At 66.3% G+C, this 21,885-nt stretch carries 19 protein-coding genes; 4 read left to right on the forward strand and 15 right to left on the reverse strand.

Features of this window, described 5'->3' with window-relative positions; all coding sequences use genetic code 11:
* The first annotated feature begins 265 nt into the window (after positions 1-265).
* Positions 266-1,729, forward strand: a complete 1,464-nt coding sequence (locus AKJ09_RS16600; protein WP_240488497.1) for a sigma-54-dependent transcriptional regulator — start codon at positions 266-268, stop codon at positions 1,727-1,729.
* 15 nt (positions 1,730-1,744) lie between these two features.
* On the opposite strand, the gene AKJ09_RS16605 is transcribed toward AKJ09_RS16600, so the two are convergent.
* From AKJ09_RS16605 to AKJ09_RS16625, 5 genes are all read right to left on the reverse strand, one after another.
* Positions 1,745-2,803 (reverse strand): DUF5050 domain-containing protein, encoded by a 1,059-nt coding sequence (locus AKJ09_RS16605; RefSeq protein ID WP_146648183.1) that lies wholly within the window; start codon positions 2,801-2,803, stop codon positions 1,745-1,747.
* Between the two features lie 54 nt (positions 2,804-2,857).
* Positions 2,858-3,409, reverse strand: a complete 552-nt coding sequence (locus AKJ09_RS16610; protein WP_146648184.1) for a HutD/Ves family protein — start codon at positions 3,407-3,409, stop codon at positions 2,858-2,860.
* A 10-nt stretch (positions 3,410-3,419) separates the two neighbouring features.
* Positions 3,420-3,953 carry a methylated-DNA--[protein]-cysteine S-methyltransferase gene (locus AKJ09_RS16615; RefSeq protein ID WP_146648185.1) on the reverse strand — a complete coding sequence of 178 codons (534 nt, stop codon included), beginning with the start codon at positions 3,951-3,953 and terminating at the stop codon, positions 3,420-3,422.
* Entirely contained in the window at positions 3,950-5,449 is a 1,500-nt protein-coding gene (gene alkA, locus AKJ09_RS16620) for a DNA-3-methyladenine glycosylase 2 (RefSeq protein ID WP_240488498.1), read from the reverse strand. Before alkA ends, AKJ09_RS16615 begins: the two co-directional genes overlap by 4 nt.
* Before the next feature lie 177 nt (positions 5,450-5,626).
* A complete protein-coding gene (locus tag AKJ09_RS16625; protein WP_146648186.1) occupies positions 5,627-7,045 on the reverse strand; it encodes a hypothetical protein in 1,419 nt (472 codons plus the stop codon).
* Positions 7,046-7,231: 186 nt separating this feature from the next.
* Between AKJ09_RS16625 and AKJ09_RS16630 the strand changes: the two genes are divergently transcribed.
* Both AKJ09_RS16630 and AKJ09_RS16635 read left to right on the forward strand, forming a co-directional pair.
* Positions 7,232-7,897: a response regulator transcription factor gene (locus AKJ09_RS16630; protein WP_146648187.1), complete on the forward strand. Its 666-nt coding sequence runs from the start codon at positions 7,232-7,234 to the stop codon at positions 7,895-7,897.
* Entirely contained in the window at positions 7,894-9,288 is a 1,395-nt protein-coding gene (locus tag AKJ09_RS16635) for a sensor histidine kinase (protein ID WP_146648188.1), read from the forward strand. Before AKJ09_RS16630 ends, AKJ09_RS16635 begins: the two co-directional genes overlap by 4 nt.
* Here the strand turns inward: AKJ09_RS16635 and AKJ09_RS16640 are convergent.
* The 9 genes from AKJ09_RS16640 to AKJ09_RS16680 form a co-directional block, all read right to left on the reverse strand.
* On the reverse strand, positions 9,275-9,685 hold the full coding sequence (locus AKJ09_RS16640; RefSeq protein WP_146648189.1) for an ExbD/TolR family protein: 411 nt from the start codon (positions 9,683-9,685) through the stop codon (positions 9,275-9,277). The two genes, AKJ09_RS16635 and AKJ09_RS16640, sit on opposite strands and share 14 nt — an antisense overlap.
* Before the next feature lie 4 nt (positions 9,686-9,689).
* Complete coding sequence (locus AKJ09_RS16645) at positions 9,690-10,118, reverse strand: ExbD/TolR family protein (RefSeq protein WP_146648190.1); 429 nt, start codon at positions 10,116-10,118, stop codon at positions 9,690-9,692.
* Complete coding sequence (locus AKJ09_RS16650) at positions 10,111-10,806, reverse strand: MotA/TolQ/ExbB proton channel family protein (RefSeq protein WP_146648191.1); 696 nt, start codon at positions 10,804-10,806, stop codon at positions 10,111-10,113. Before AKJ09_RS16650 ends, AKJ09_RS16645 begins: the two co-directional genes overlap by 8 nt.
* A gap of 26 nt (positions 10,807-10,832) precedes the next feature.
* The gene (locus AKJ09_RS16655; protein WP_146648192.1) at positions 10,833-11,633 is read right to left on the reverse strand and encodes an energy transducer TonB; all 801 of its coding nucleotides are present in this window, start codon (positions 11,631-11,633) and stop codon (positions 10,833-10,835) included.
* Positions 11,634-11,658: 25 nt separating this feature from the next.
* Positions 11,659-12,138, reverse strand: coding sequence for a hypothetical protein (locus AKJ09_RS16660; RefSeq protein WP_146648193.1), 480 nt, complete (start codon positions 12,136-12,138; stop codon positions 11,659-11,661).
* Positions 12,135-13,286, reverse strand: coding sequence for a hypothetical protein (locus tag AKJ09_RS16665; protein WP_146648194.1), 1,152 nt, complete (start codon positions 13,284-13,286; stop codon positions 12,135-12,137). Before AKJ09_RS16665 ends, AKJ09_RS16660 begins: the two co-directional genes overlap by 4 nt.
* 10 nt (positions 13,287-13,296) lie before the next feature.
* On the reverse strand, positions 13,297-16,359 hold the full coding sequence (locus AKJ09_RS16670; protein ID WP_169927590.1) for a TonB-dependent receptor: 3,063 nt from the start codon (positions 16,357-16,359) through the stop codon (positions 13,297-13,299).
* 274 nt (positions 16,360-16,633) lie between these two features.
* Positions 16,634-16,867: a hypothetical protein gene (locus AKJ09_RS16675; protein WP_146648196.1), complete on the reverse strand. Its 234-nt coding sequence runs from the start codon at positions 16,865-16,867 to the stop codon at positions 16,634-16,636.
* Between the two features lie 15 nt (positions 16,868-16,882).
* Complete coding sequence (locus AKJ09_RS16680) at positions 16,883-17,923, reverse strand: PEGA domain-containing protein (RefSeq protein ID WP_169927591.1); 1,041 nt, start codon at positions 17,921-17,923, stop codon at positions 16,883-16,885.
* 628 nt (positions 17,924-18,551) lie between these two features.
* On the opposite strand from AKJ09_RS16680, the gene AKJ09_RS16685 reads away from it, so the two are divergent.
* Complete coding sequence (locus AKJ09_RS16685) at positions 18,552-19,622, forward strand: tail fiber domain-containing protein (protein ID WP_146648198.1); 1,071 nt, start codon at positions 18,552-18,554, stop codon at positions 19,620-19,622.
* Here AKJ09_RS16685 and AKJ09_RS16690 read toward each other — a convergent pair.
* Positions 19,610-21,727: a PQQ-dependent sugar dehydrogenase gene (locus AKJ09_RS16690; protein WP_169927592.1), complete on the reverse strand. Its 2,118-nt coding sequence runs from the start codon at positions 21,725-21,727 to the stop codon at positions 19,610-19,612. The two genes, AKJ09_RS16685 and AKJ09_RS16690, sit on opposite strands and share 13 nt — an antisense overlap.
* Positions 21,728-21,885: the final 158 nt, after the last annotated feature.

Genomic DNA, 21,885 nt, shown 5'->3' on the forward strand with positions numbered 1-21,885 from the left:
CCGCGCGCGCCCGGCTCTTGCAACAGCTCCGGCTGCTGCGAACCGTCGGCTCGTTCTCGTTGCCGCCCCGTCGTGACCAATGCCTAAAGCAGCCGGCGTGCCATGCGAAAACCCCGGCAAAATAGGCAAACTGTCCATGTCTGCGACCAGACATGGTCGGACTCACGACGCCGGCGACGAAACCTTCGACACCCGACGGCCGCCCTTCACCCGTGTTCGATTTGTCGACACCGATTCGGTTGATTCGATGACAGTAGGAGCCCTGATGGATTCGAGTTTGCGCGCCCTCGTAGTCGACGATGACGTCGCCGTTCGTTTCACCGTTCGCAGCATCCTCGAGCGCTGCGGCTTCAAGGTGGACGAGGCCGGCGACGGTGAAGAGGGCCTCGCCATGGTCACCCGCGGCGCGAAGGACGGCGGCTACCAGCTCGTCGTCACCGACATCCACATGCCGCGCATGGATGGCCTCGAGCTCCTCAAGGCCATCCAGCAGTTCCCTGCTCCGCGGCCCAAGGTCATCGTCGTCACCGCGCACGGCACCGAACGGCAGACGGTCGACGCCATCAAGTCGGGCGCCTTCGACTACTTCAAGAAGCCATTCGAAGTCGAAGAGGTGATGGCCGTCGTTCGGCGCGCTGCCGAATCGGTCGCGCTCTCGGCGGAGGTCGAACGCCTCTCCGGTGAGCTCTCGCTCTCGCGTTCACTCATCTTCACGTCGCCGGCGATGAGCCGTCTCGCGGTGCTCGTCCATCGCATTGCCCCGCGCGACGTCAACGTTCTTCTCACCGGCGAGAGCGGCACGGGCAAGGAGCGCGTCAGCGAAGCGCTCGTCATGGCTTCGCAGCGGGCGAACAAGTCGTACGTACGATTCAACTGCGCGGCTCTCACCGCGGAGCTCGCCGAAGCGGAGCTCTTCGGCCACGCGAAGGGCGCGTTCACCGGTGCCGTGAAGGCTCGCGCGGGCCTCTTTCGCGAGGCGCACGGCGGCACGATCTTGCTCGACGAAATTGGCGAGCTCCCTCTGAGCCTGCAGGCGAAGCTCCTTCGCGTCTTGCAGGAAGGTGAGGTTCGCCCGGTCGGTGAAGATCAGCCGGTGAAGATCGACGTGCGCATCATCGCCGCCACGCACCGCGATCTCTTGCAGATGGCCGCCGAGGGAAAGTTTCGCGAGGACCTCTATTACCGACTCAAGGTCGTCCACCTGCAGATCCCGCCGCTTCGCGAGCGCCCCGAAGACGTGCCCATGCTCGCGCGCCATTATCTCGCGGAGTACTCGCGCCGCTTCGGCGTGGGGCCGTTCGCGCTCACGCCGCCGCTTCTCGATCGAATCATGGCCTATCACTGGCCGGGCAACGTTCGCGAGCTGCAGAACGCGATGGAGAGCATCGTGGCGCTCTCGAGCGACAACGAGCTCGACCTCGAGCTGCTTCCGAAGGCCAAGGGAGCATCGAGCTCGTCACCCGCTTCGGCCACGCCGTCGGCGCTCACGCAGGCAGCGCCGGTTCTCGTCGAGCCCCCGACGAGCGCAGCGACCGGCGAACCCATCGTGGCCGATCTGAAGGCGAGGATGGACGCCTACGAGCGCGGCATCATCATGAATACGCTCGACCAGGTACGGGGCAATCGAAGCCAGGCCGCGCGCGTCCTCGGCGTCAATCGCGCAACCTTGCATGGCAAGCTTCGCAAGTACGGCATCACCGACGCCGACGACGAAGCCACGGACGACTAGACGATCCGCGCACTGTCACTTGCAGGCGGTCATCAGGCCGTACGGCGGATTCACGGCGGACATGGCGACGGAGGTGGCGTTCGACCAGTAGACGTTGCCACCGTCGACGACCACGTTGCCAGGCGTGTCGAGGCCCGAGACGAGCGTGCTCGACGAGCCGGTGGCCTTGTCGATCTTCAGGATCGCGTCGTTCGTAGTGACGTAAACGGCATGAGCGTCGACGGCGATGCTCGACGCACTCGCGGTGGCGAGCGTCGTGCGATCGGCGCCGTCGATGCGCGCACTCTGGATGGTGGCATTGCGGTAATCATTGCCGTCGATGAAGTAGATGCGGTGTTCGTCGATGGCGAGCCCGAGCGGGAAGGCGAGCCCGTCGATCACGGTCGTGAGCGCGCCTGTCGCGATGTCGATGCGCTGAATGCTTCCGTGCTGCGAGACACCGTTGCCTTCCGCCGACAACGTGGTGACGGCAAGAAACAGCGCGCCGGCGCCGAGCGCCATTCCCTGGACCATCGAGCCGCGTTCGAGCACGACCGACGATTGTGTGTCGTCGGCGAGCACGTACTTGTTAACACCGCCTGCATCGACCCAGTAGAGCCGCTTGCCGTCCGAGAGCATGGCCGTTCCGGAGACGCCGTCGACGAGCAATTCGGGGCTGCCTCCATCTCGAGGCGCCCTGACGAGTGCCGTTGCACTCTGGCCCTTGCCGTCGGTCGTCGGCGCGTCGACCGGATGCGACGTGAAATAGTAGAGCGCGCTTTCATCGACGGCGAATGCCGTCGGCGAGCTCGACTCGGAGAGAATTTGGCGAGTTCCTCCACCGCGAGGGACGCGAACGATGGCGGAGTCCGTGGCCGTGTAGACGTGAGTGTCGTCGACGACGATCCCGCGCGAGATGCCCGCCGAGAGCACCGTCGTGCCCGCACCTGTCGTGCACGGCCCATCGGCAGGAACGACCGCCCCCTCGAGTACGTCGTCGTCCTTGGCACTGCTTCCGCAACCGAACGAGAGCGAAGACGCTCCGATGACCGAGGCGACGGCAAGCACACGGGACAAGCGAGCTCGGCGAGACATCGATCGGAAGCGTACCCGATGCCGCTAGGTCGACAAGCTTCCGTGCTGAAGCCCCTACATTCGCGTGATTCGACCGATCGCGAGGCGGGTCGAGCCAATCGGGGTCAGCACCGCCTCGGAGTCGAGAATCAACGTGTCGGAAGCGTCTGCCTCCGAGAGTCGACCCTCGAGGATGTGTGCGATGCACGTTTCTTCGTTCGCGACCGAGAGCTGCATCGGCTGCTCGATGTGGACGACTTCGAGCGTGGACGAAGCGCGCGCACGGTCGACCATCAAGTTGAAGTCTCGCACCGCGCCGGCGGTGAGCGTGCCGGTCACGTCCCAGTCGCCGGAGAAGGTTTGCGGAACGAGCGGTGCGAGGGTGAAACGACCGTGAGCGCCCGCGTCGAGCGTCATCCCCGCGCCTTCGAGCAGCATGATGTGTCGGTCGTAGCCCTCGAAGCGTGAGAAGGGGCCGTCGCTCGCGACGTCGGCGATGCTCACGCGCCACAGGAACCGCTCTCCTGCCAGACCCGCCTCTTTCGGCTCGATGGCGATCTCGGTGGTGGTACCCCCACCGTTCTTCCAGGGCATTCGGCGGTAGTCGGTGGAGCGAAGACGACGCATCGGCCGCACTCTACTGACGCGCCACCTCCGTGCCCAGCGCCCGCTCGTGGATGAGGAGCCAACGCTTGCGCTCGAGGCCGCCCGCATACCCGGTGAGTGCTCCGCTCGCGCCGATGACGCGATGGCAGGGCACGATCACACTGAGCGGGTTCTGCCCGTTGATCGCTCCGACGGCGCGCGCGGCGCCGGGAAGTCCGATTCGCGTGGCCAGGCCGCCGTACGACATGGTCGTGCCGGTCGGGATCGTCCGGAGCGCGGTCCAGACGCGGCGCTGCACGTCGCTGCCGCCCGGCGAGAGCACGACGTCGCGCTCGAGCTCGTCGAGCGCTTTCGCATCGCCCTCGAAGTAGCGCTGGAAGCGTTCCACGATGGCGTGGGGCGTCGCGCGCTCTTCGTATGCGTATTCGCCGTAGCGCTTGGTGAGCTGTGTCTTACGCCGCGTGGCGTTGTCTTCGAAGTCGGCGTGCACGAGCGCGTCTCCTTCGTAGACGAGAATGAGTCCGCCGATGGGCGTATGGACGACATCGAACGTGAGGTGGGTCATCGCTTGCCTCCTTTCTTCGTGGCGGTGGCTTTCGAGAGAGCCGAGAGAGACTCCCAGAGATGAAGTGTGGCGTACGAGCGCCATGGTCGAAAGGCTTCGGCGCGAGCGCGCGCCTTCGACGCGGACGTCTCGCCGAGAGCCTTGAGAACGCCGAGGTCGGAGCTCGGAAAGGCGTCGGGCCAGCCGAGCGCACGCATCGCGACGTATTCGGCGGTCCACTCTCCGATGCCGGGCAGCGCCACGAGCTGCGTGACCAGCGATTCGTAAGACGCACGCGGGCCGAACGACACCTTGCCGTCGCGCACCGCCGCGGCGAGCGAAACGATGGACTTCGCGCGGGCCAGAGGCAGGCCAATCCCCGCGACCTCTTCGGGGCGGGCTTCGGCGACGTGCTCGGGCGTCGGCGTGAGGCGCTCGAGTCCGGGAAAGGGCGTGGCGATGGGCTTGCCGAAGCGATGCGAGAAGCGCGATGCGAGCGTGGTGGCGCCCTTCACCGTCACTTGCTGGCCGAGGATCGCCCGAACCGCCAGCTCGAAAGCATCGAACGAGCCTGGTAGCCGAAGCCCGGGTCGTTGCTCGGCGAGCTTGCCGAGATCACCGGCGATGCGAATCGGATCGGCGGCGAGATCGAAGGCCCGCTTCACACGGGCAAGCGCGGGGGCGACCGCTGGCTTCAGCGATTCGGAGAGCTCGACGCGAAGGACGGATCGGGCTTCGTCGTCGGACGCCGAGACCGCGAGCCAACCTTCGTTCGACAACCAACGGAACGTCCGCGCGTAGCGCCCCTCGCTCACGAGCTCGACCCCCGCCGACGCTCGCGCACCGAAAAAGCCCAGGATGGCCGGCCAATCGTACGGTGGTCGATAGGCGAGCTCGAACACGAGGCCGTGACGCTCGGCCGCCTCCGCATCGCCCTTTCGAGGCGCACGCGGCTGCTTCCGCAGATCGCTCGGTGCCAATCGATAACGCTCGCGGAAGAGCGCATTGAAGCGACGAAGGCTCGCGAAGCCGCTCGCGAAGGCGACCTCGGTCACCGGCATCGTGGTGTCGGTCAGCAAGCGCTTCGCGAGAAGGAGACGCTGCGTCTGCGCGAGCTCGACCGGCGAAACGCCGAGCTCCGATTCGCATGCACGACGAAGGTGGCGGGAGGAAATTCCGAGCTCGGTCGCGAGCGCTTCGACCCCCGCTTCGTCGAGTGCGCCGTCTTCGATGCGGTCCACCACGAGCGCGGCGAGCCTTCCGACCGCGTCCACGTGCGCCCTTCCCGGCGCGAGCTCGGGCCGGCATCGCATGCACGGTCGATAGCCGGCTTTCTCCGCGGCCGCCGCGCTCTCGTAGAACGTGCAGCTCGAGCGCCGGGGCGTTTTCACCCGGCACACGGGGCGGCAGTACACCCCCGTCGTCGAGACGCCGACGAAGAACACGCCGTCGAAGCGACGATCGTGCGCCAGCATCGCTTGGTAGCGAGCGTCGGCGTCTTGCATCGCGGTTTCCATGATGAAGAAACCTAGCGATCAGCAAGCCTCGTGACTCGCCATTTTCGGACGTCATCAGAACGAGCCCCGCCCGCGCTGCTCGACGCCCGATTGACTGGCGGCCGTCGAGCGCATGAGGTTGCGCATTGGCGAGAAGGCGGGCGGTGCTCGCGTCAGCCACGCTTCACTCGAGCGGGGTTACTGACACTGGCTGTAGCACGCGTTCGAGACGCAGTTCTGGAGCGCGTTGAACTTGGCCTGCCCGGTCGGGTTCTGCGTGTAGCACTTGTTGGCGCAAGTCTGATCCGCGCAGGTGCCGTAGCACGTGAGGATCGCCTTGCACGCCGTGTCGGCGTTGCATGCGGTTGCCTGCAGTTTGCACGTGCCTGCGATGGCCGTCGACGTGCAGGCATCGCATGCCTGCGTGGTCGAAACACACTGGCCTCCACCGCACTTCGTTCCGTTCGGACAAACGTTGCCGCACGTACCGCAGTTCTGCGAGTCCGTCTGGAGGTTCGCGCAAGCGTTCGTGCCACAGGCCGTCAGCGTTCCCGAGCAGCCCTGGAACGACGTCGATTCGCTCGAGAGCGTGACGAGCTCGAGCCATCCCTCGGGCTGCACCGTCGCGTGCGAGAGCTCGCCCTTCGTCTTCAGCCCTTTCTTCGTGTCCTTGCGTTGACGCGCAACACTGACGGACACGAACGCAGCACCCGACGTCTCCGACCGCTCGCCGATCGCGGCATCGACAGCGGAACGCGGAAGGTCGTACTTGCCGTCGCTGTCGTTCGCCGTGCACGTGACGCTGCCGCCAGGGCCTGCCACCGTGATGCGAATCGAGTCGTTTCCAGCCTTCCACGCGAGGGGAACCGCATCCGTCCCGAAGACCTTGTCGCGCGGGATCTTGTTCAGCGCGGGCGACGTCTGGAGGAACGTGGTCGCGGTGAATGACTCTTCGAAAGCCTCGAAGCCTGCGTCGACCGCGCCCTGAGCCTGCACCTTGATCTCGGCGCCCGCGAGGAAGGGCGCACCGTCGATGTTTCCCTTGTACGCGTACGGCGGGAACATCGTGATCGAGGTCGTGGTCCCGCTGAACGCGAGCGGCCCGGCGTCGAAGGTCTCGATCTTCTCGCACGTCGCTTCGCCCTTGGCGTCGAGCGTGCAGGCCTCGCCTACGTCGCACTGCTTCGAGCAGACGGCGACCTTCTTGCAGACCGCCTTGCAATCGTCGTCGACCATGCACGCCTCGCCTGGCGCGCATCCCGTCGGGGTGTTTGCGGTCGTACACTTCGGCGCCTTCACGATCTGGCATGCTGCGTCGAGCTTCGTCGCGCACGTGCGTGTTCCCGCGGCGTCCGGAACGAAGGCCGCGCTCACGATCGGCATCGAGGACCCGCCGTTGCCCGAAACATGGCTCTCACCGAGGGTGATCGTGCCGAGGGCGTGGGGAGGCTGGTTTGCGGGACTGTCGGGATCGGCGCCTGGATCGGTCGATTCCGAGCCGTTCGGGCTGCCGCCGTCCGGAGAGCCCTGAACGACGGTGGTCGTGCCCGAGCTGCATGCCACAAGTGCAAGAAGGCTCATCACCGAGCCGAGCGAAACAAGGCGTCCTAGCTTCATGCTGCTTGCTACGGACGCGGTCAGGAATTCTTCCCTCCGTCGTTCACGGTGAAACGCGGCGTAGCCGCCCAACTGACCAGGCGATCGATCTCGAAGACGTCCGCATAGCGAGCGCCAGAAGGGTCGGCGCTTTACGTTTTCGTCATCTCGTGGACACCCGCGCTCGCGACACTAGTTTCCACCGAGGTGAAAGTGCTCATCGTCGAGGACGACCCGAGGCTCGGCGCCTCGCTCGTCCGCGTCATGAGGGGGGAAAACCATGCCGTCGAGCTCTGCCCGACCGGCGCGGCAGGGGCCGAGCGGGCTCGAGCGGGCGGCGTGGACGTGATCGTCCTCGACTGGATGCTGCCGGACACGGATGGGCTCGCCTTGTGCGAGGGGCTGCGGAAGGCCGGGTGCTCGACGCCGATTCTCATGCTCACCGTGAAATCGGACGTCTCCGATCGCGTCGCGGGGCTTCGTTCGGGGGCGGACGACTATCTCTGCAAGCCTTTCGAGGTCGAGGAGCTCCTCGCGCGGATCGACGCGCTCGCGAGGCGATCGCTCCAGAAGGTCCTCAGCGTCGGCGAGCTGATGATCGACCGAGGCAAGGGCCGCGTCACGCTGCGTGGCGCCAAGGTGGATCTGACGACCCGCGAGGGCGGTCTTCTCGCGTGCCTCGCGGCCCGGGCCGGAGAGCCGGTGAGTCGCGCCGAGCTGCTCGCCGAGGTGTGGAGCCTGAGCTTCGATCCGGGCACGACCGTGGTCGAGGTGCACATGTGCCGGCTTCGCGAGAAGCTCGGAGCCTACGCTTCGGCGATCGAGACCGTGCGCGGTAGGGGCTACCGCTTGAACACGGATTTCAAGCTTTGAGGTTTCGCACGCGCCTCGTCGTCGCGATCACTGCGACGACGTTCGTGACGCTCGCCGGCGCGTTCGCCGCGGTGTCCTACGCCGTCAACCGCTCGAACGAACATCAGCTCGACGACGCCCTGAGCGCCGAGGCCCACGAGGAGGCCTACGAGGCATCCCAGCTCGGCGGCACCGAGCTCGCCATCAGCGACCGCCCAGGTCCGTTCGCGAACGACCTCGGGCCGCTGACGAAATATGGCGTCATCTTCGCGGCGGACGGAACGGTCCTCGCCTCGACACCGACGTTCGACGCGCCGACGTGCCACGTTCCGCCGTTTGCGTCGATCCGCCGTACTGCGGGGGTCCCGTTCGACACCTGGTGCGGGCGCGAGCACCTTCGCGCGATTCTGGTGCCGGTCCCGAGCCACAAGAACACGGTGCTCCTCCTGGCGGCGCCGCGAACCGACCTCGACGGAGACGCGGCGTTCCTCTGGCACGCCGTCCTCACGGCGCTCGGGATCTCGATCGCGTGGTCGCTCGCCGTGTCGACCTGGCTCGTCCGGAGGCTGACCCGGGATCACCGTCGAATCGCGTCGATTGCGAGGCTCGTCGTCGCCGGGGACCTGTCGGCACGCGTCCACACGCAGACCGTCGACAGCGAGATGGCGCAGCTCGCTCGTGACATCGACACGATGATCGAACACCTCGCTAGTCTGGTCACCCTGCAGCAGCGCTTCGTCGCCAACGCGGCGCACGAGCTGCAAACGCCGGTGACCACGCTCTACACCGATCTGCAGCAAGCCCTCCGCAAGCCGCGCGATCGCGACGGCTACCGCGCGGCGATCGGGGAAGCGCTCGAGGACACGCGACGGCTCAAGCACCTCGTCCAAGAGCTCTTGTTGTTCCTGAAGGCGAGCAAGGAGCATCGCCCGCCCACGCTCTTCGCGGCGCGCGAGCTCGTGCAGGGCGCGCTCGACGCCGTGAGCCGGCTGACCACCGAGCACGGCGTCGTGATCTCGGTACACGCGGACGACGTGATGATCGAGGGGCAGCGGGACTCTCTGGAGCGGATGCTACGCAACCTGCTCGAGAACGCGATCCGGCACTCGCCTGTCGGCGGTGACGTCCGTGTTCGCGTCGCGGACGTCGACGGCGGAGTCCGAATCGCAGTCGTGGACCACGGGGCCGGCGTCTCGGAGGAGGACCGCCCGCGGCTCTTCGAGGCGTTTTATCGCAATCCTCGCTCGCGAGCGATCGCGCCCGAGGGGGCGGGACTCGGCCTCGGGATCGCCCGTGAGATCGCCCGTGCGCACGGCGGGGACGTGCTGCTCGGCCCGGCGTCGCACGAGCGCGGAGCGGAGTTCGTGGTCGAACTGCCCCGGCCTTCGAGCGCGGGGCTCAGCGGGTCATGATGCCCAGGACGCGCGCGCCCGCTCCGCGACACGAATCCATCGCATCCACGACCTGCCCATAATTGGCATCGTCGTCGACGTCGAAGAAGACGGCCTTCTCCTTCGCGGGCCGTCCGTCCAGGATCGTCTGCATCCGTGCGAGGAGCGCGGTCGACTCGACGGGCTCGCGATTGATCGCGAGGCTGCCCTGCTTCGTCACCGAGACGACGATCTGATCAGGCGGCGTCGCAGTGTCCGCCACGGTCTCCTCCTTGTCCGGCACGGTGAGCTTGAGCTCGTTCAGCGGAACCGGGGTCATCACCATGAAGATGATGAGCAGAACGAGGACCACGTCGACGAGCGGGGTGATGTTGATGTCGGAGCGGACGCCCTTGCCGCTCGAGCCGCCGAATCCCATCTTGTCATCCCTTCTGGTCGTTGGTGCCTATTCCGATTTGCGGAGCGCCGGACTCGTGGAGATCCTCGAGAATCTTGCGGACGTCGCCGTAGCGAAGCGATCGGTCGGCCTTCACGTGCACGGGCCTTCCGGCCTTTTGCAGCTCTTGCCGAAGCCTTCCCTTCAACGCCTCCCCCTCCAGGCGATCCGTCTCGACGTACGCGCCATCCGCTCGGATCGTGACGATGAGCTGCTCGCCCGTGTCCTGCTTCTTTTCGTGATGGGCGGTCTCCGGCAGCTCGACCGGCGGGCTGCGATGGAGCATCGGCGTCACGACCATGAAGATGATGAGGAGCACGAGGACGACGTCGACGAGCGGCGTGACGTTGATCTCGTTCTTGACGGGGGCGGCCTGGACCGTCCGCTTCGTTCGGAGACCGCGAGACCTAGCCATTTCCCTCGCCTCGCTTGACGACATAGGAAATCAGCTCCGAGCTCACGTCGTTGATGTCTACGACGAATTGCTCGATGGCATTCGTGAAGTAGTTGAATGCCATGACGGCGGGGATCGCCACGCTCAGGCCGACGGCAGTGGTGAAGAGGGCCTCCGAGATGCCCGCAGAGATCGACCCGATCCCCCCCGCGCCCGTCGCGGCCATCGACTGAAAGGCGTTGATGATGCCGACGACCGTGCCGAAGAGGCCAATGAAGGGCGCGGCCGAGGAGATGGAGGCCAGGCCGCCCAGTCCCTTCTTCAAGGTCGCCACCTCGCGTTCCTTGACGCGGTCGACCGCGAAATTCACGAGGTCGACGACGTCGAACGACTCCGCGCGCGAGGGGTTGGCCCTGAGCGCTTCCTGACCCTCTTGGTACTCCGTCAGGGCTTCGTCCACGACCTTTGCGATGGGGGGCTGCGGCGTGGCCTGCGATAGCGCATGCGCTCCCGGAAGGTCCTCGTTCCGCATCTTGTCGCGCAGCCCGAGGACGAAGGAGAACGATTGCCGTTGGACTCGGCTGAACACGACGAAGCGCTCGCAGATGACCCAAAGGGAATACGTCGAGAGCATCACCAGGAGGATGACGACCCCCCGGGCCACGAGGCCCATCGCGTGCCACATCTCGACCAAATTGAAGGACTGCATGACGAAACTCCTCTTCGAGCGGGTCTTCAGAAGTTGAAGGAGAAAGGCTGGAGAAACTCGACCGCGACGGGCCGCCCGCCGTTGATGGGTGGCTCGAACCGCCACGTCCGCTCGATGTGCCGCTTGACCACGTCATCGAGCAGCGGAATCGTCGAGCTCACGATCTCGACCTTGTCCACCTCGCCGCGGACACTGATTTTGAGCTTCGTCAGGACGACGCCGCTCGATCCGCGTAGCGACAGGAGCATGTTCGGGGCGATCGGTGGCTCGCGATCTCCGGCGACGAGGCGCGGTGCGCGCGAGACGCGCTCGTAGACGCCCGGAGGGGGCGGCGGAGGCGGGGCCGGCGCGACGGCGGGGCCGCTCCCGGTTCCGCCCACGATGCCGCCAGGCACGCCTCCGACGACGCCGCCCACGACGCCGCCAGGCACGCCTCCGACGACGCCGCCCACGACGCCGTATTCTTCTTCCGATTCCGTGTTGTGTGACGGCTTCGGGGCCTGGGTCGGGACGTCCTTGGGTTGGACGAGCGCTCTCGAGGTGCTCGGCTTCGTGGTCGTCGTCGGTTGCGATGGAGCGGCGCCCGCGGGCGGAGGCGGCGGGGGAGGGGGCGGCGGAGGCGCGGCCGCCGTCTTTACGAAGGTGACCGTCAACGGCTCGACGACAGCTTCGATCGCGTGACGGCTCAGGCAGAGAAGCACCGCCCCCGCCACGCCGTGAAGGCCCAGGGAGCCGATGAACCACGCGCGCCGCTTCCAGCTCGGGCGCGTGCCACCGATGTAGCGGTCGAACGGCTTGCGCGGCGGACGCGCGGGTGCGTTCGTCATCTCGACCCTCCGTGCCAACGCACCATCACCCGCCGCCCGCCGCGTCCAGGTCTTGCGGGGGCCCCGATTCGGGCCCCGACTGAACAGGGTCCGAGAGAACGACCACGCCCGCGTCGAGAGGCTGTTCGCTCCGGATGTAGCCGACGGCGGGGACCACCGTCTGCGCCGTGATGTGGCCGGTCCGTCCGGAGATCACCTCGAGGAAGAGGTTGTACGGACCGCCTGCGGTGATGCCGTCGATCTCGAGGCCGCCGACGTACGCACGGCCCTGTTCGTCTCGGCCCGCACCGCCGTGATCGCACGGAACGCTCCTGTCGTTGTCCCCCAGATTGACGTGGACGATGTCCCCATCCCCACACGCGACGAGAGCGCCGCTCGCGTCCGTTCGTTGCCAGTGGACGAGCAGCGTTCCGGTCTCGCCGCCACATCCGCCGACGAGCACGGAGCCGAGCACGAGGAGACTCGGGACGGCCCGGCGGACGACGCTCTCGAGAGCGCGCTTCACGATCCACCCCCGACCGGAGCTTCGCTCGGCACCGTGAATCGCACCTTGATGGGCTTGCCCGGCGGATACTGCGCGTTGTCGCTCAGCAAAACCGGGGCGCCGGTGACCGATCCGTCATCCGAAAACGAAAGCGGGATCGAGAGCACGTAGTTGCCCGCGAGGAACGCGCGCCCCGGGGCGTACGCGAAGAGGACGCGCGGATCGGTGGTCCCTGGCGCGTTGTCCGCTCGGCCGTCGCTCGTCGTGAAGTGCACCGACAGGGCGTCGCCCTCGTTGAAGTCGGCATCGGCGCGATGAATGGCGAATCCCGGATATGTCACTTCCGGCACGGTGCCGTCTGCGTTCGGCGGAGGCGCGATCGGTCCCGTGAACACCATCCGGAGGGCGCGCGTTCCCGCCGGGAGCGTCTGCGTCACTTCGTCCGCGAACGCGACGTCGGCCCCGTAGAGGTACGTCGTCACCGTGGGGCCGGAGGGTTGCGCGCCGGTCTCCCCGACGTCCGTGACGGAGAAGAGCGCGAATGGGCCGACGTTCATCGTTACCGAGAACGGCGCCGTGCCGGCCATCGCGGGCCCTATCGAGCGTCCTTGCTTGTCCCGAACGGCGTCGGTCACCGTGACGGTGTACGTCGCGCCGTAGGCGAGAAAGTGTATCGCGGGCGGCATGTTCGGCGGCTCGCTCATCGCGCTCGCGGGCTGCACGGTGACGAGCTTGTCGGACGGGCTGTAGCAAGTCCGAAGGAGCGCTACGCGTGTCTCGCCCTGGGCCATCGTGATGGGCGATCCCGGCGCCGGAGCGCAGAACCCCTGAGGCTGGTGAGTGATGGGATCGATCTGCGCGAGCTCGATGGTCGAGCCATCCATCAACTTGTTGAAGACGATCTGCGGGAATTGGCTCGGATAGACCGAGACGGGCCCGGCAAGCGGCGTCGGGACGTTTTGCCGGAACCAGTACATGGCGGAGGCTTCGCCGCCGGGGGTCTGGCCGTTGACGGCAGCCGCTCCGGCGAGATCGTCGACGTCGTCGATGTCGAGCGCGTCACGGAAGACGACGCCGATCACGGCGGGCGGCGCGTTCGCGTTCGGGTCCTCGGTGAACGGCTCGTTGCAGGAGGGCACCGCGCCCACCACTGCCGCGATGGCGAGCAAGCGGAGACGACTAGAAGGTATATTTGACGTCAAAGCGCACCTCGATGGGCAGCTGAAAGGCCGTGGCGTTGCCGTAATTGGCATTCAATCGCGCGGGCGTCTGGTTGGTCGTCTTCACGTACGCGACGTCGTTCTTGGTGCCTCCCGCGATCGGTCGGATGTATTCGGAGTTTTGCGCGTACTTCTCGTCGGTCTGCGTCGCCGTCTGCAGGTTCAGCAGATTCAGGACGGTGAGGCCGTAGCTGAGTCGGCTCCGGTCCTGGAGCACCTGCTCCGCCTTGAGGCCGACGTCGGCCTGGAAGTACCAGGGCGTCACCCCACCTTCGCCGCGCGAGAGGATGTACGCCTGGGCCGGGCCGAAGTTCGGGTCCGCGCCCATCATGCTGTACGGGGCGCCCGAGGACACGCGGAGCCGAATGTTCGGCGTGACGAGGAAATTCGGGCGGATCTCGAAGAGGAACGCACCATCCAGCTTCGCCTGGTGCCGGCGATCCGCGCCGAGGTAGCCGTAGACGTTCGGAAACAGCGCCGCGGAGTTGAACGAGTTGTTGTTGTTCGGGTGGAGCTCGCCGTCCTCGCTCCGGAAGAGCCCGTTCTCGACGCCGCGGAGGAACGACACCGTGTACGACGCGTTGCCGATGAAGCGGCGCGCCAGCGACTTGTTCAGATACACCGAGATGGCGTCGTAGTTTCGCGCTGCATTCCGGAAATAGTAGGCGTAGTCGAGGCCCGTGACGGCGTTCGGGCCGACCAGGGTATTCGTGTAGGGGGTGCTACCGATGGAGCCGACGCCGAAGGTCGAACCGTTGTTCGTCGAGTAGTCCTCGATGAGCGAATGCGCCCGCGACGCCGTGTAGCGAATGCCGCCCAGCAGGTCTTTGAGGATCTGGTACTCGGCGCCCGCCTCGTACTGGTCGACCGCCTGCCCGGTGAGGGAACGCATGACGCTCTCGCCCTCCGCGCGAATGTAGCTCCGCTGGAGAGCCTGGCACGTGAGCGGCTGGTTCGACGGACACGTTCCCGCCGCGCGATACGTGAGGACCTGCGACTGCTCCGGGAAGGCTCGGTCGAGGGTGCTCAGCGGCATGAGGTGGAAGAACCTGCCGTAGGACGCGAACATCTTCGCGCGCCCCGTGTTCGTCGGGTCGTAGATCACGCCGATTCGCGGAGAGAGGTTCTTCAGCGTAAACGCGAGCGCATTCGAGGACTGGCCAGGCCGCGAGTACTGCTCACCGCCGTAGAGGTACTGATTGTCGATACGAATGCCGCCCTGGATCGTCAGGTTGTCGAGGATGTTCCACGAGTCCTGGATGTATCCGGCGAGATTCCAATAGTGCGTCGTGTTGGAGGCCGAGTCGTAGAAGCGATTGTTGGCGTCGTTCAGCACGTACGGGTTGTTCGAGGAACCGCCGTTCGCCAGACCGACCGCCGTCGAATTGCCGTTTCCGTACCGCGCGGAGTCGTAGATCTGCGTGTTGCCGGCGACCATCTGCTCGATCGCGCCGCCCGTGAAGGCGGTCCTGTGGCTCAGACTCGAACGCATGATCTCGGTGCCGACCTTGAGCTGGTGCCGGCCGAGCAGAGCGGTCAGGCTGGCGCGGAGCGAGAGGCGGTCCTGGATCTGCCGATCCGTCATGCCGGCGCCGCCCTGGAAGTAGTTGGTGACCGGGCATCGGTTCGTATCGACCGCGCCTGGGTTCGTGAAGGGCGTGCAGTACGGCGCGGCGCCGGGGAGGAACTGCCCCAGGCTCTCCGTTCCGGTCCACTGGATCTGGTTGGCGTTCGCACCGATCGCCGTGTTCGGGACGATCGAATTCGTGGCGTGGTGCCATCCGAGGACGGAGTTGAACAAGAGACGCTTGTCGAGGAGCTTGGCGTCGTAGTTGAGCACCGCGTCGTAGGCTCCGCTCGTCACGCGGTTGTCGTACGCCGAGGGATCGCCGTTCATGAGCGCGGCGCTCTGGATCCCGTTCGTGACCGGACCGAAGTAGCTCGCCTGGACGCCCGAGGTCGTGGTCGGGTTGCCGGAGAAGCCGAGCGTGATGCGATGATTCTCGTTCGGATTGAACGTCAGCTTGCTCGTGAATACATAGGAGCGGGAGTACGTCTTGAACTGCCGGTCGAGTCCGGGGATGGCCGACATCACGGGCCGTCCGTGCGCATCGTAGAGCGGTCGCCCAGAGCCGTCGTCCGCGCGGGCGCTCACTCGCTGAGTCAGCGTGTATTGCTCGAAGGTCGGGGCGAAGCCGACGTGAAACCAGAGATAGTCCCTGACGATGGGGCCGCCGACCTCGGCGCCGACCTGCTCGCGGTAGTTCAGGCGAATCGTATGGGAGAGGGATTCCCCGAACTGGCCGCTGCTCCTCTGCAGTCCGCTGAACGGCGTCGTGTAGCTGAATGCCGAGCCGTGGAACTGGTTGCCGCCCACCTTGCTCACCGCGCTGACGACGGCGCCCGTGGAGTTTCCGTACTCGGGCATGTATCCGCCCGTTTTGACCTCCACCTGGTCCAAGAACTCGAGCGGAAGACTCGACGTGCGCGTGCCCGTGTTGATGTCCGACGTGTTCACGCCGTCCACGTAGATCGAGTTCTCCGGAGACGACGTGCCGTTGAAGGACACGCCGTACGGGTCGAATTGCGCGCCCGGCGTCGCCTCGACGACGTCGTTGAAGTTCCGCTGCGTGGCGACGCGGCTCATGTAGTCGCTCGTGAACGTCTGGCCGGTCGTCGTCGATCCTTGGTCGATGACCGAAGCGACCGGGCGTGACACCTTGATCTCTTCCCCCTTCAGCACGGCGGGGAGCAGGCTGACGCGCAGCTTGACGGAGCGCCCGACCAAGATCGAGATATCCGATTCCGTGTAATGCTTGTAGGACGGAGCCGTCACGGTCACCGCATACGTTCCGGGGGGAACGTTGCTGATTCGATATCGACCGTCTTTGCCGGTAATCGCCGTCTGTTCGCCTTGCAGCGTCGGAGACGTCGCGACGACGATCGCGCTCGCGACAGCTTTGCCGCTGGAGGCGTCGACGACCTCACCGAAGAGGTCGGCCGTCTGACTTTGCGCGAGCACGGCCCGCGGGCAGCAAAACACAGCAAGCAGGAAAAAGAGCAACGCGAGCGCGACTCCGGGTGCTCGCGCCCGCCGCCCGCTTGGCGCGGGCCGGCGGCGCATTCCCGGGAAAGACGAAAAGGCGACCGAAGGCATGAATTCTCCTGTCCCGCGACGGGAGCGTCAGGCTCCGCGGGCTACGTTCGGTGAACGGGTCGTGAAGTTCGGCGAGGACGAGATGGGCTCGCGGTCCGCGCGCTCCTGGGCGGTCGAAGCCGCGCCGGACCGCGCTCGGTCAACCGTCGGAGGCCGCGTCCGGAGCGGGTTCGGAGGCGTCGATGTCCCGCCCTGGTTCAGTCGCATCCCCCGCGCTTGCGTCCTTCGCCGGTTCCGCCGGCGGTGCCTCTTCGGCGACCTCGTCTTCCGGAATGAGGTCGCGATTCACGTCGACGAGCTGCTCGCAGGCGACCGCGCCGATGGCGACGGCAATGAGAACCGGAAGGGCGACCCGTGTCTTCGTGCAGATCATGTGGTTCGCCCTTCCTCAGAACCGAAAGAAGGCGCCGATGCCGGCGCCGTGGGGTGTGACCACGGGCGAAGCGGAGACACGCACCGCGCCTCCGCGCTCGGCATGCTCGGACGCCTTGCCCTCGCCGCCCTTGCCCTCGTTGAAGAACATGACGGCGGTGGTGACGGCCGCGGCGAGCCCGATGCCGAACGCGACGTCGGCGATGATGGCCGCGCTCTCGGCTCCACTGGCGGAGGCCGCGTTGGGGTTCTTGTCGAAGTCGCTCTTGTGGCCGAGCGCCATGAGCCCGAAGGTCGCGCCCACGCCCGTGGCAGCGAGCGCGACAGCCCCGGCGACGTACATCGGGACCTTGCTCGGCCGAGCAGGAGGCCGTGCCGCGGACGCAGGGGGCGCGTCGTCCGCATGTGCGGGCGGCTCCGGCTCGACGGGCGCGGGCGACGCCATCTCGGGCGCCGCGAGCGGGACGCGAAGCGTGATCTTCGCAACGTGCGGGACATCGAGCTCCCTCACGATCGGCGGATATCCGGCAATCGTGATCCGCACTTCGTGCTTGCCGGGTGAAAGCTCGAGATCTTCCTGCGGGAGGGGGCCGACGTCTCGCCCGTCGACGCTCACCATCCCTCCGAGCAGCGTCGTCTCGACGCGAACCTTTCCGGGGATCGCCTTGAGGACGGCGACCCGAGCGGCCGTCTCGTCGACCTCCTTCTGCATGCTGGCGGGCGCGCTCGCGAGGAAGCTCTCGTAGGCCTCGAGGGCCGGCGCCAGCTTGCCGAGTCGGTCCAGGCAGAACCCGATGAAACGCTGGACCTGTGGCGACGGCTCGAGCCTGTTCGCCTCATGGAACTGCACGAGCGCCCCCGCGTAGTCCGATGCATCGTACCGCGCCTTCGCAACGTCGAAGAGCTTCCTTGCGGCTTTCGCGTCCGCGGGAGCCACCGCGGGTGACGCTCCCCTTGCATTCGAGCTCGCCGGGGCGGGCTCGGCATGCGCAACGCCGGCCCAGACCGTGGTCGCGACGAGCGCTCCGCCCAGCGTGAGGATTCCTCTCGGCATCATCGCCGTGACTCTCGGTCGGAACACATGACCTCCTTCGAAGACTGCTTCAGGTCCGAACATCGCCGACCTCTCCACCATCATGGCGAGATCGACGAACATCACGCGTCACTTCATTTCGAATGACGCAATACCGAAAACGAACGGCGCACGTGGCAACCACGCCCGACGCTCATCGCCCATCGCCCCGTCGCAGACAATCAAGTGGATACGATCGACATGCGGCGAATGCGACTTACGTTTTCGTGAACCTCGAACCTTTACGTGTTTGTAAAGGCCATTGGCGATCAACGGGAGCCTAGGTTTCGTCCAAACGTGCGAGTGCTGATTGCCGCGGACGACTGGACCCTCGGCCCCATCTCACCGGGCTGATCGCGAAGGTGGGAATCCTCCATGCGACCATCCGATGACGGTCGTACCTGGAACTTCGTCGATGGCGTGAAGTTGAACCGAAGCGCGCGCGGAGAAGCTCTTCCCTGACCACCCATCCTCGCTGGCCGCCCAGAGCTCGTGGATGGAGCCGCTCAGCTCTCCGCCGGGATGCTCCGGTCACGGTGAAACGCTGCGTGGACGCCCAACTGACCAGGCGATCGTTTCGAGCCACCGACGCGCTGCCGCTATGCTCGTAGGCATGATTCGATCGAGCTCGCGCCGAACGTTCTCTCTCGTGTTGCTGACCTTCGCCGGAGTCACAGCGACGGCGTGCGCGGGCAAGACGTCGTCGTCGCCGCCCGATGGCGGAGCGAGCGAGGCCGGCAGTGATGGCACAGTCACGACCGGATGCCCGAGCGCCGTGCCGTGGACGCGCCAGACCGCGAACGGTGCGAAGAACCCGTGCTCGAAGGCCGGCCAGATCTGCGAGTACGGCACGGACTTCGATCCGCGCTGCAATACGATCGTCGTCTGTAGCGCTGGTGAATGGGCGGTGTCGCTCTCGCCCGGCGGTTCGACCCCGCCGCAGTGCGGTTCGTCCGCTCCGCCGGCCATCCCGACGAACGCCGCGGATTGCCCAGCATCACGAAGTGCCGTGGAGGACGGTGAATCGTGCTCCGCCACGTCGACGTGCTCCTACGACGGCTCGAGCTGCACGTGTGGCGTCTTCTGTCGGTCCTATCCGGTCGGCCAACCACCGTGCAACCCGGACGCGGGGATCACCACGAACTGTTGTGACCAGACGAAGCCGCCCACGTGGCACTGCTTCGATGGACCCGCCTACTGTCCGACGCCGCGCCCCCACGTCGGCGATCCGTGCGCGAAGGAGGGAGACTCGTGCGCGCTCGCTCCGCCCGCCGAGTGCGGGCAAATGGTTCTCTCGTGCAGGCAGGGAAGGTGGGAGCTGCCGATGGCCCAGTGCCCGATTTCGACGGCGCGCGCGAAGCAGGACATCACGTACGTCGGGCCGGCCGAGGCGGAGCGCTTGCGCGAAGAGCTTCTTCGTGTGCGTCTCGCGACCTACCGCTACAAGGCGAGCGATCCGTCGCAGCACCTGGGCTTCATCATCGAGGACATGCCTGATGGAAGCCCTGCCGTCTTGTCGTCACGCGAGCGAGTCGATCTCTACGGCTACGTCAGCATGACCGTTGCCGCGATTCAGGAGCAGCAGAAGCAGATCGACCTACTGCAGACCGAGCTCGCGCGCGTGAAGCGTGACTGCGGCGCACCGAAGGAAGCACCGCCGTCGCGACCGACTCAATCACACTGAGGCGTGGTCGCGATCCACTCGCGGAGGTGATCGATGGCGAGCGCGTCGACGACCGCGGTGCCCATCGGTGGCATGCGTGCCGCGCCGATCGCCGAAACGCGCGCTAGGAGCACGGACCCCTCGGGAGAGCTAGGCGCGATCACCTCGGCGTTCTCGATGCCGAGCGGATCGAGCTCGGGCGTGAGCCCGCACCCGGTCTCGGCGAGCGTCGCGCCGAAGGTGAAGTTCGCCGTGCCGCGTCCAGGGCCGCCAGGGCGATGGCAGTGCGAGCAGTTCGAGTGCAAGTAGGCCCGCGCCCAGTCGGCCGCCGGCGCCTCCGTGTCTTCACGGGCCACGAACTTCGCGAGCGTGCTCGGATCACCGGGCGGCTCCGCGAACCACCCTGCGCGCGTCAGCTCGGTGATCTGATTTTCGCGATGTCCGTCGGCGTATTCGATCTCGCGGTTCAGCTGCGGCGTCATCAGGCCGAGCGTGCGGCCGGCCGCGGCGTTGTGACAGCTCATGCACATCGACCGGCTCGGGAATGACCAGCCCAGTCCGTCGAAGTACTCCGCCTTGCCCCCTTCGAGGAGCCGCGCCTCTTTGCGATCGGCGTCCCACTCGTAGCTGTAGCCGCCCCATTCGCCGTCTTCGTGACGAACGAGCAGGCGGGTCTCCATGGGACGATCGTGATTGAAGAAGTTCTTCACGAGGACGGTTCCGACCGGCATCTCCCATGAGCCGTCTTCGCGGACCTTGATCTTCGTTCCCTCCGGGATGTTCATCCAGCGGTACTTGTCGGCACCGTCGGACCAGAGCGGCATGTTGACTTCGTAAGGCATGAGGCCTCGCGGAGCCACCTTGGGATTGCTCATGTCCATGCATCCCGTCTCGCTCAAGAGCTCGGGAACGGCCTGGACGTGCGTGGCCGGAACGAGACGGAACAGGCGCCCGCCGAGCTCGACGACGAGAATTTCGCCATTCGCGTCCTCGGTCATCTCCGTGATGTTGAGACCGGACTCGACGAGCAGCTTCGCCTGCGCCTTTTCACCGTCGTAGGCGAGCTCCTCGATGCGGCCGTTCACGAAGTCGCCGAAGATGAGATGACCGCGCGTCTCGGGGAAGGCCTGGCCACGATAGATGGACCCGACGACGATCGCGCTGCCTCCGTAATTCAAGTACTCGTGCACGGGATCGGTGAGCCCCGTGGGATCGCATTCGACACCGTCTTTGCAGTGCGCTCCCTCGCGAATGGGCCAGCCGTAGTTCGCGCCGGGCACGATGCGATCAATCTCTTCCCACGTCGCCAGCCCCACGTCGCCGACCCAGAGTTCGTGGGTCGTGGGATGGAACGTGTTGCCGAACGGATTACGGAGACCGTACGCGAAGATCTCCGGACGCGCGCCGGGCGTTCCGACGAAAGGATTGTCCTTGGGGACCGCGTAAGGCTCCACGCTCGTATCGAGTCGGAGAACGGTGCCTTCGATCATCGACAGATCCTGGGCGCGCATCTCGGGGTCCCAACCGCCGTCGCCCACGGGCACGTAAAGGTAGCCGTCCGCGCCGAAGCGTGGCGGTCCACCGTGGTGGATCGTCTGCGGCCTCGCGACGGTGAGCATCTCGCGCAGGCTCGCGGGCTCGAACGTCGCGCCGCCATTGTCCGAGTGGAGGCGAGCGACGGCAAGGCGCGCCGCTGCGTCCGTCTCCTCCGCTTTGCGCGTGTACTTGACGATGACGTTTCCGGAGCTCTCGAAGCTCGGATCGAAGGCGAGGCCGAGAAGGCCGTCTTCGAGGCCAAGCATGGCGACGGTGTCACGCAGATCGACGACGAGCTCCGACTCGCTCACATCCGGCCGATCGGCGAAGCGGCGGATCGTGCCGCCCTGCTCCACGACGTACCAATACGCGTCGCGCGGATGATGGACGAGCTGAACCGCATACTCGAACGAGACCTGCGGATATGCGCGTTCGATCGTCGCTGCCCCAGGCCTCGTCGTGAATCCTCGGCACCCTTGCGTGAAGGGCCGCGTGTCGACCTTCACGGTCGGCGACGCTTCGTGATGATCCGAGCACGAGGCCAGGATCGCGAACGAGGCGCACAGACCAGCGCCAAGAACGATTCCCATTTTCCCCCGCACCCAAGACATTCCCTTCCACACGGCGGCGGACCATAGGCGAGTGAGTGCGGATTCCGAAGACGTACGTCCATTACATCGCCGTCATCGTTAGCTCGACGACGTCTTCTTCGCGTACGCGTGCACGAGCTCACGTCACGGCATACGGC

This window comes from Labilithrix luteola (genome assembly GCF_001263205.1).
In the GTDB taxonomy this organism is placed as follows: Bacteria; Myxococcota_A; Polyangia; order Polyangiales; family Polyangiaceae; genus Labilithrix; species Labilithrix luteola.

Excerpts from the sequence above, each read along its gene's own strand:
- AKJ09_RS16690 (WP_169927592.1), bottom strand. The coding sequence starts at position 21,727 with ATGGGAATCGTTCTTGGCGCTGGTCTGTGCGCCTCGTTCGCGATCCTG.
- AKJ09_RS16625 (WP_146648186.1), bottom strand. The coding sequence starts at position 7,045 with ATGAAGCTAGGACGCCTTGTTTCGCTCGGCTCGGTGATGAGCCTTCTT.
- AKJ09_RS16685 (WP_146648198.1), top strand. The coding sequence starts at position 18,552 with ATGATTCGATCGAGCTCGCGCCGAACGTTCTCTCTCGTGTTGCTGACC.
- AKJ09_RS16640 (WP_146648189.1), bottom strand. The coding sequence starts at position 9,685 with ATGGGATTCGGCGGCTCGAGCGGCAAGGGCGTCCGCTCCGACATCAAC.
- AKJ09_RS16600 (WP_240488497.1), top strand. The coding sequence starts at position 266 with ATGGATTCGAGTTTGCGCGCCCTCGTAGTCGACGATGACGTCGCCGTT.
- AKJ09_RS16615 (WP_146648185.1), bottom strand. The coding sequence starts at position 3,953 with ATGACCCACCTCACGTTCGATGTCGTCCATACGCCCATCGGCGGACTC.
- AKJ09_RS16680 (WP_169927591.1), bottom strand. The coding sequence starts at position 17,923 with ATGATGCCGAGAGGAATCCTCACGCTGGGCGGAGCGCTCGTCGCGACC.
- AKJ09_RS16645 (WP_146648190.1), bottom strand. The coding sequence starts at position 10,118 with ATGGCTAGGTCTCGCGGTCTCCGAACGAAGCGGACGGTCCAGGCCGCC.
- AKJ09_RS16605 (WP_146648183.1), bottom strand. The coding sequence starts at position 2,803 with ATGTCTCGCCGAGCTCGCTTGTCCCGTGTGCTTGCCGTCGCCTCGGTC.
- alkA (WP_240488498.1), bottom strand. The coding sequence starts at position 5,449 with ATGGAAACCGCGATGCAAGACGCCGACGCTCGCTACCAAGCGATGCTG.
- AKJ09_RS16610 (WP_146648184.1), bottom strand. The coding sequence starts at position 3,409 with ATGCGTCGTCTTCGCTCCACCGACTACCGCCGAATGCCCTGGAAGAAC.
- AKJ09_RS16655 (WP_146648192.1), bottom strand. The coding sequence starts at position 11,633 with ATGACGAACGCACCCGCGCGTCCGCCGCGCAAGCCGTTCGACCGCTAC.
- AKJ09_RS16650 (WP_146648191.1), bottom strand. The coding sequence starts at position 10,806 with ATGCAGTCCTTCAATTTGGTCGAGATGTGGCACGCGATGGGCCTCGTG.
- AKJ09_RS16675 (WP_146648196.1), bottom strand. The coding sequence starts at position 16,867 with ATGATCTGCACGAAGACACGGGTCGCCCTTCCGGTTCTCATTGCCGTC.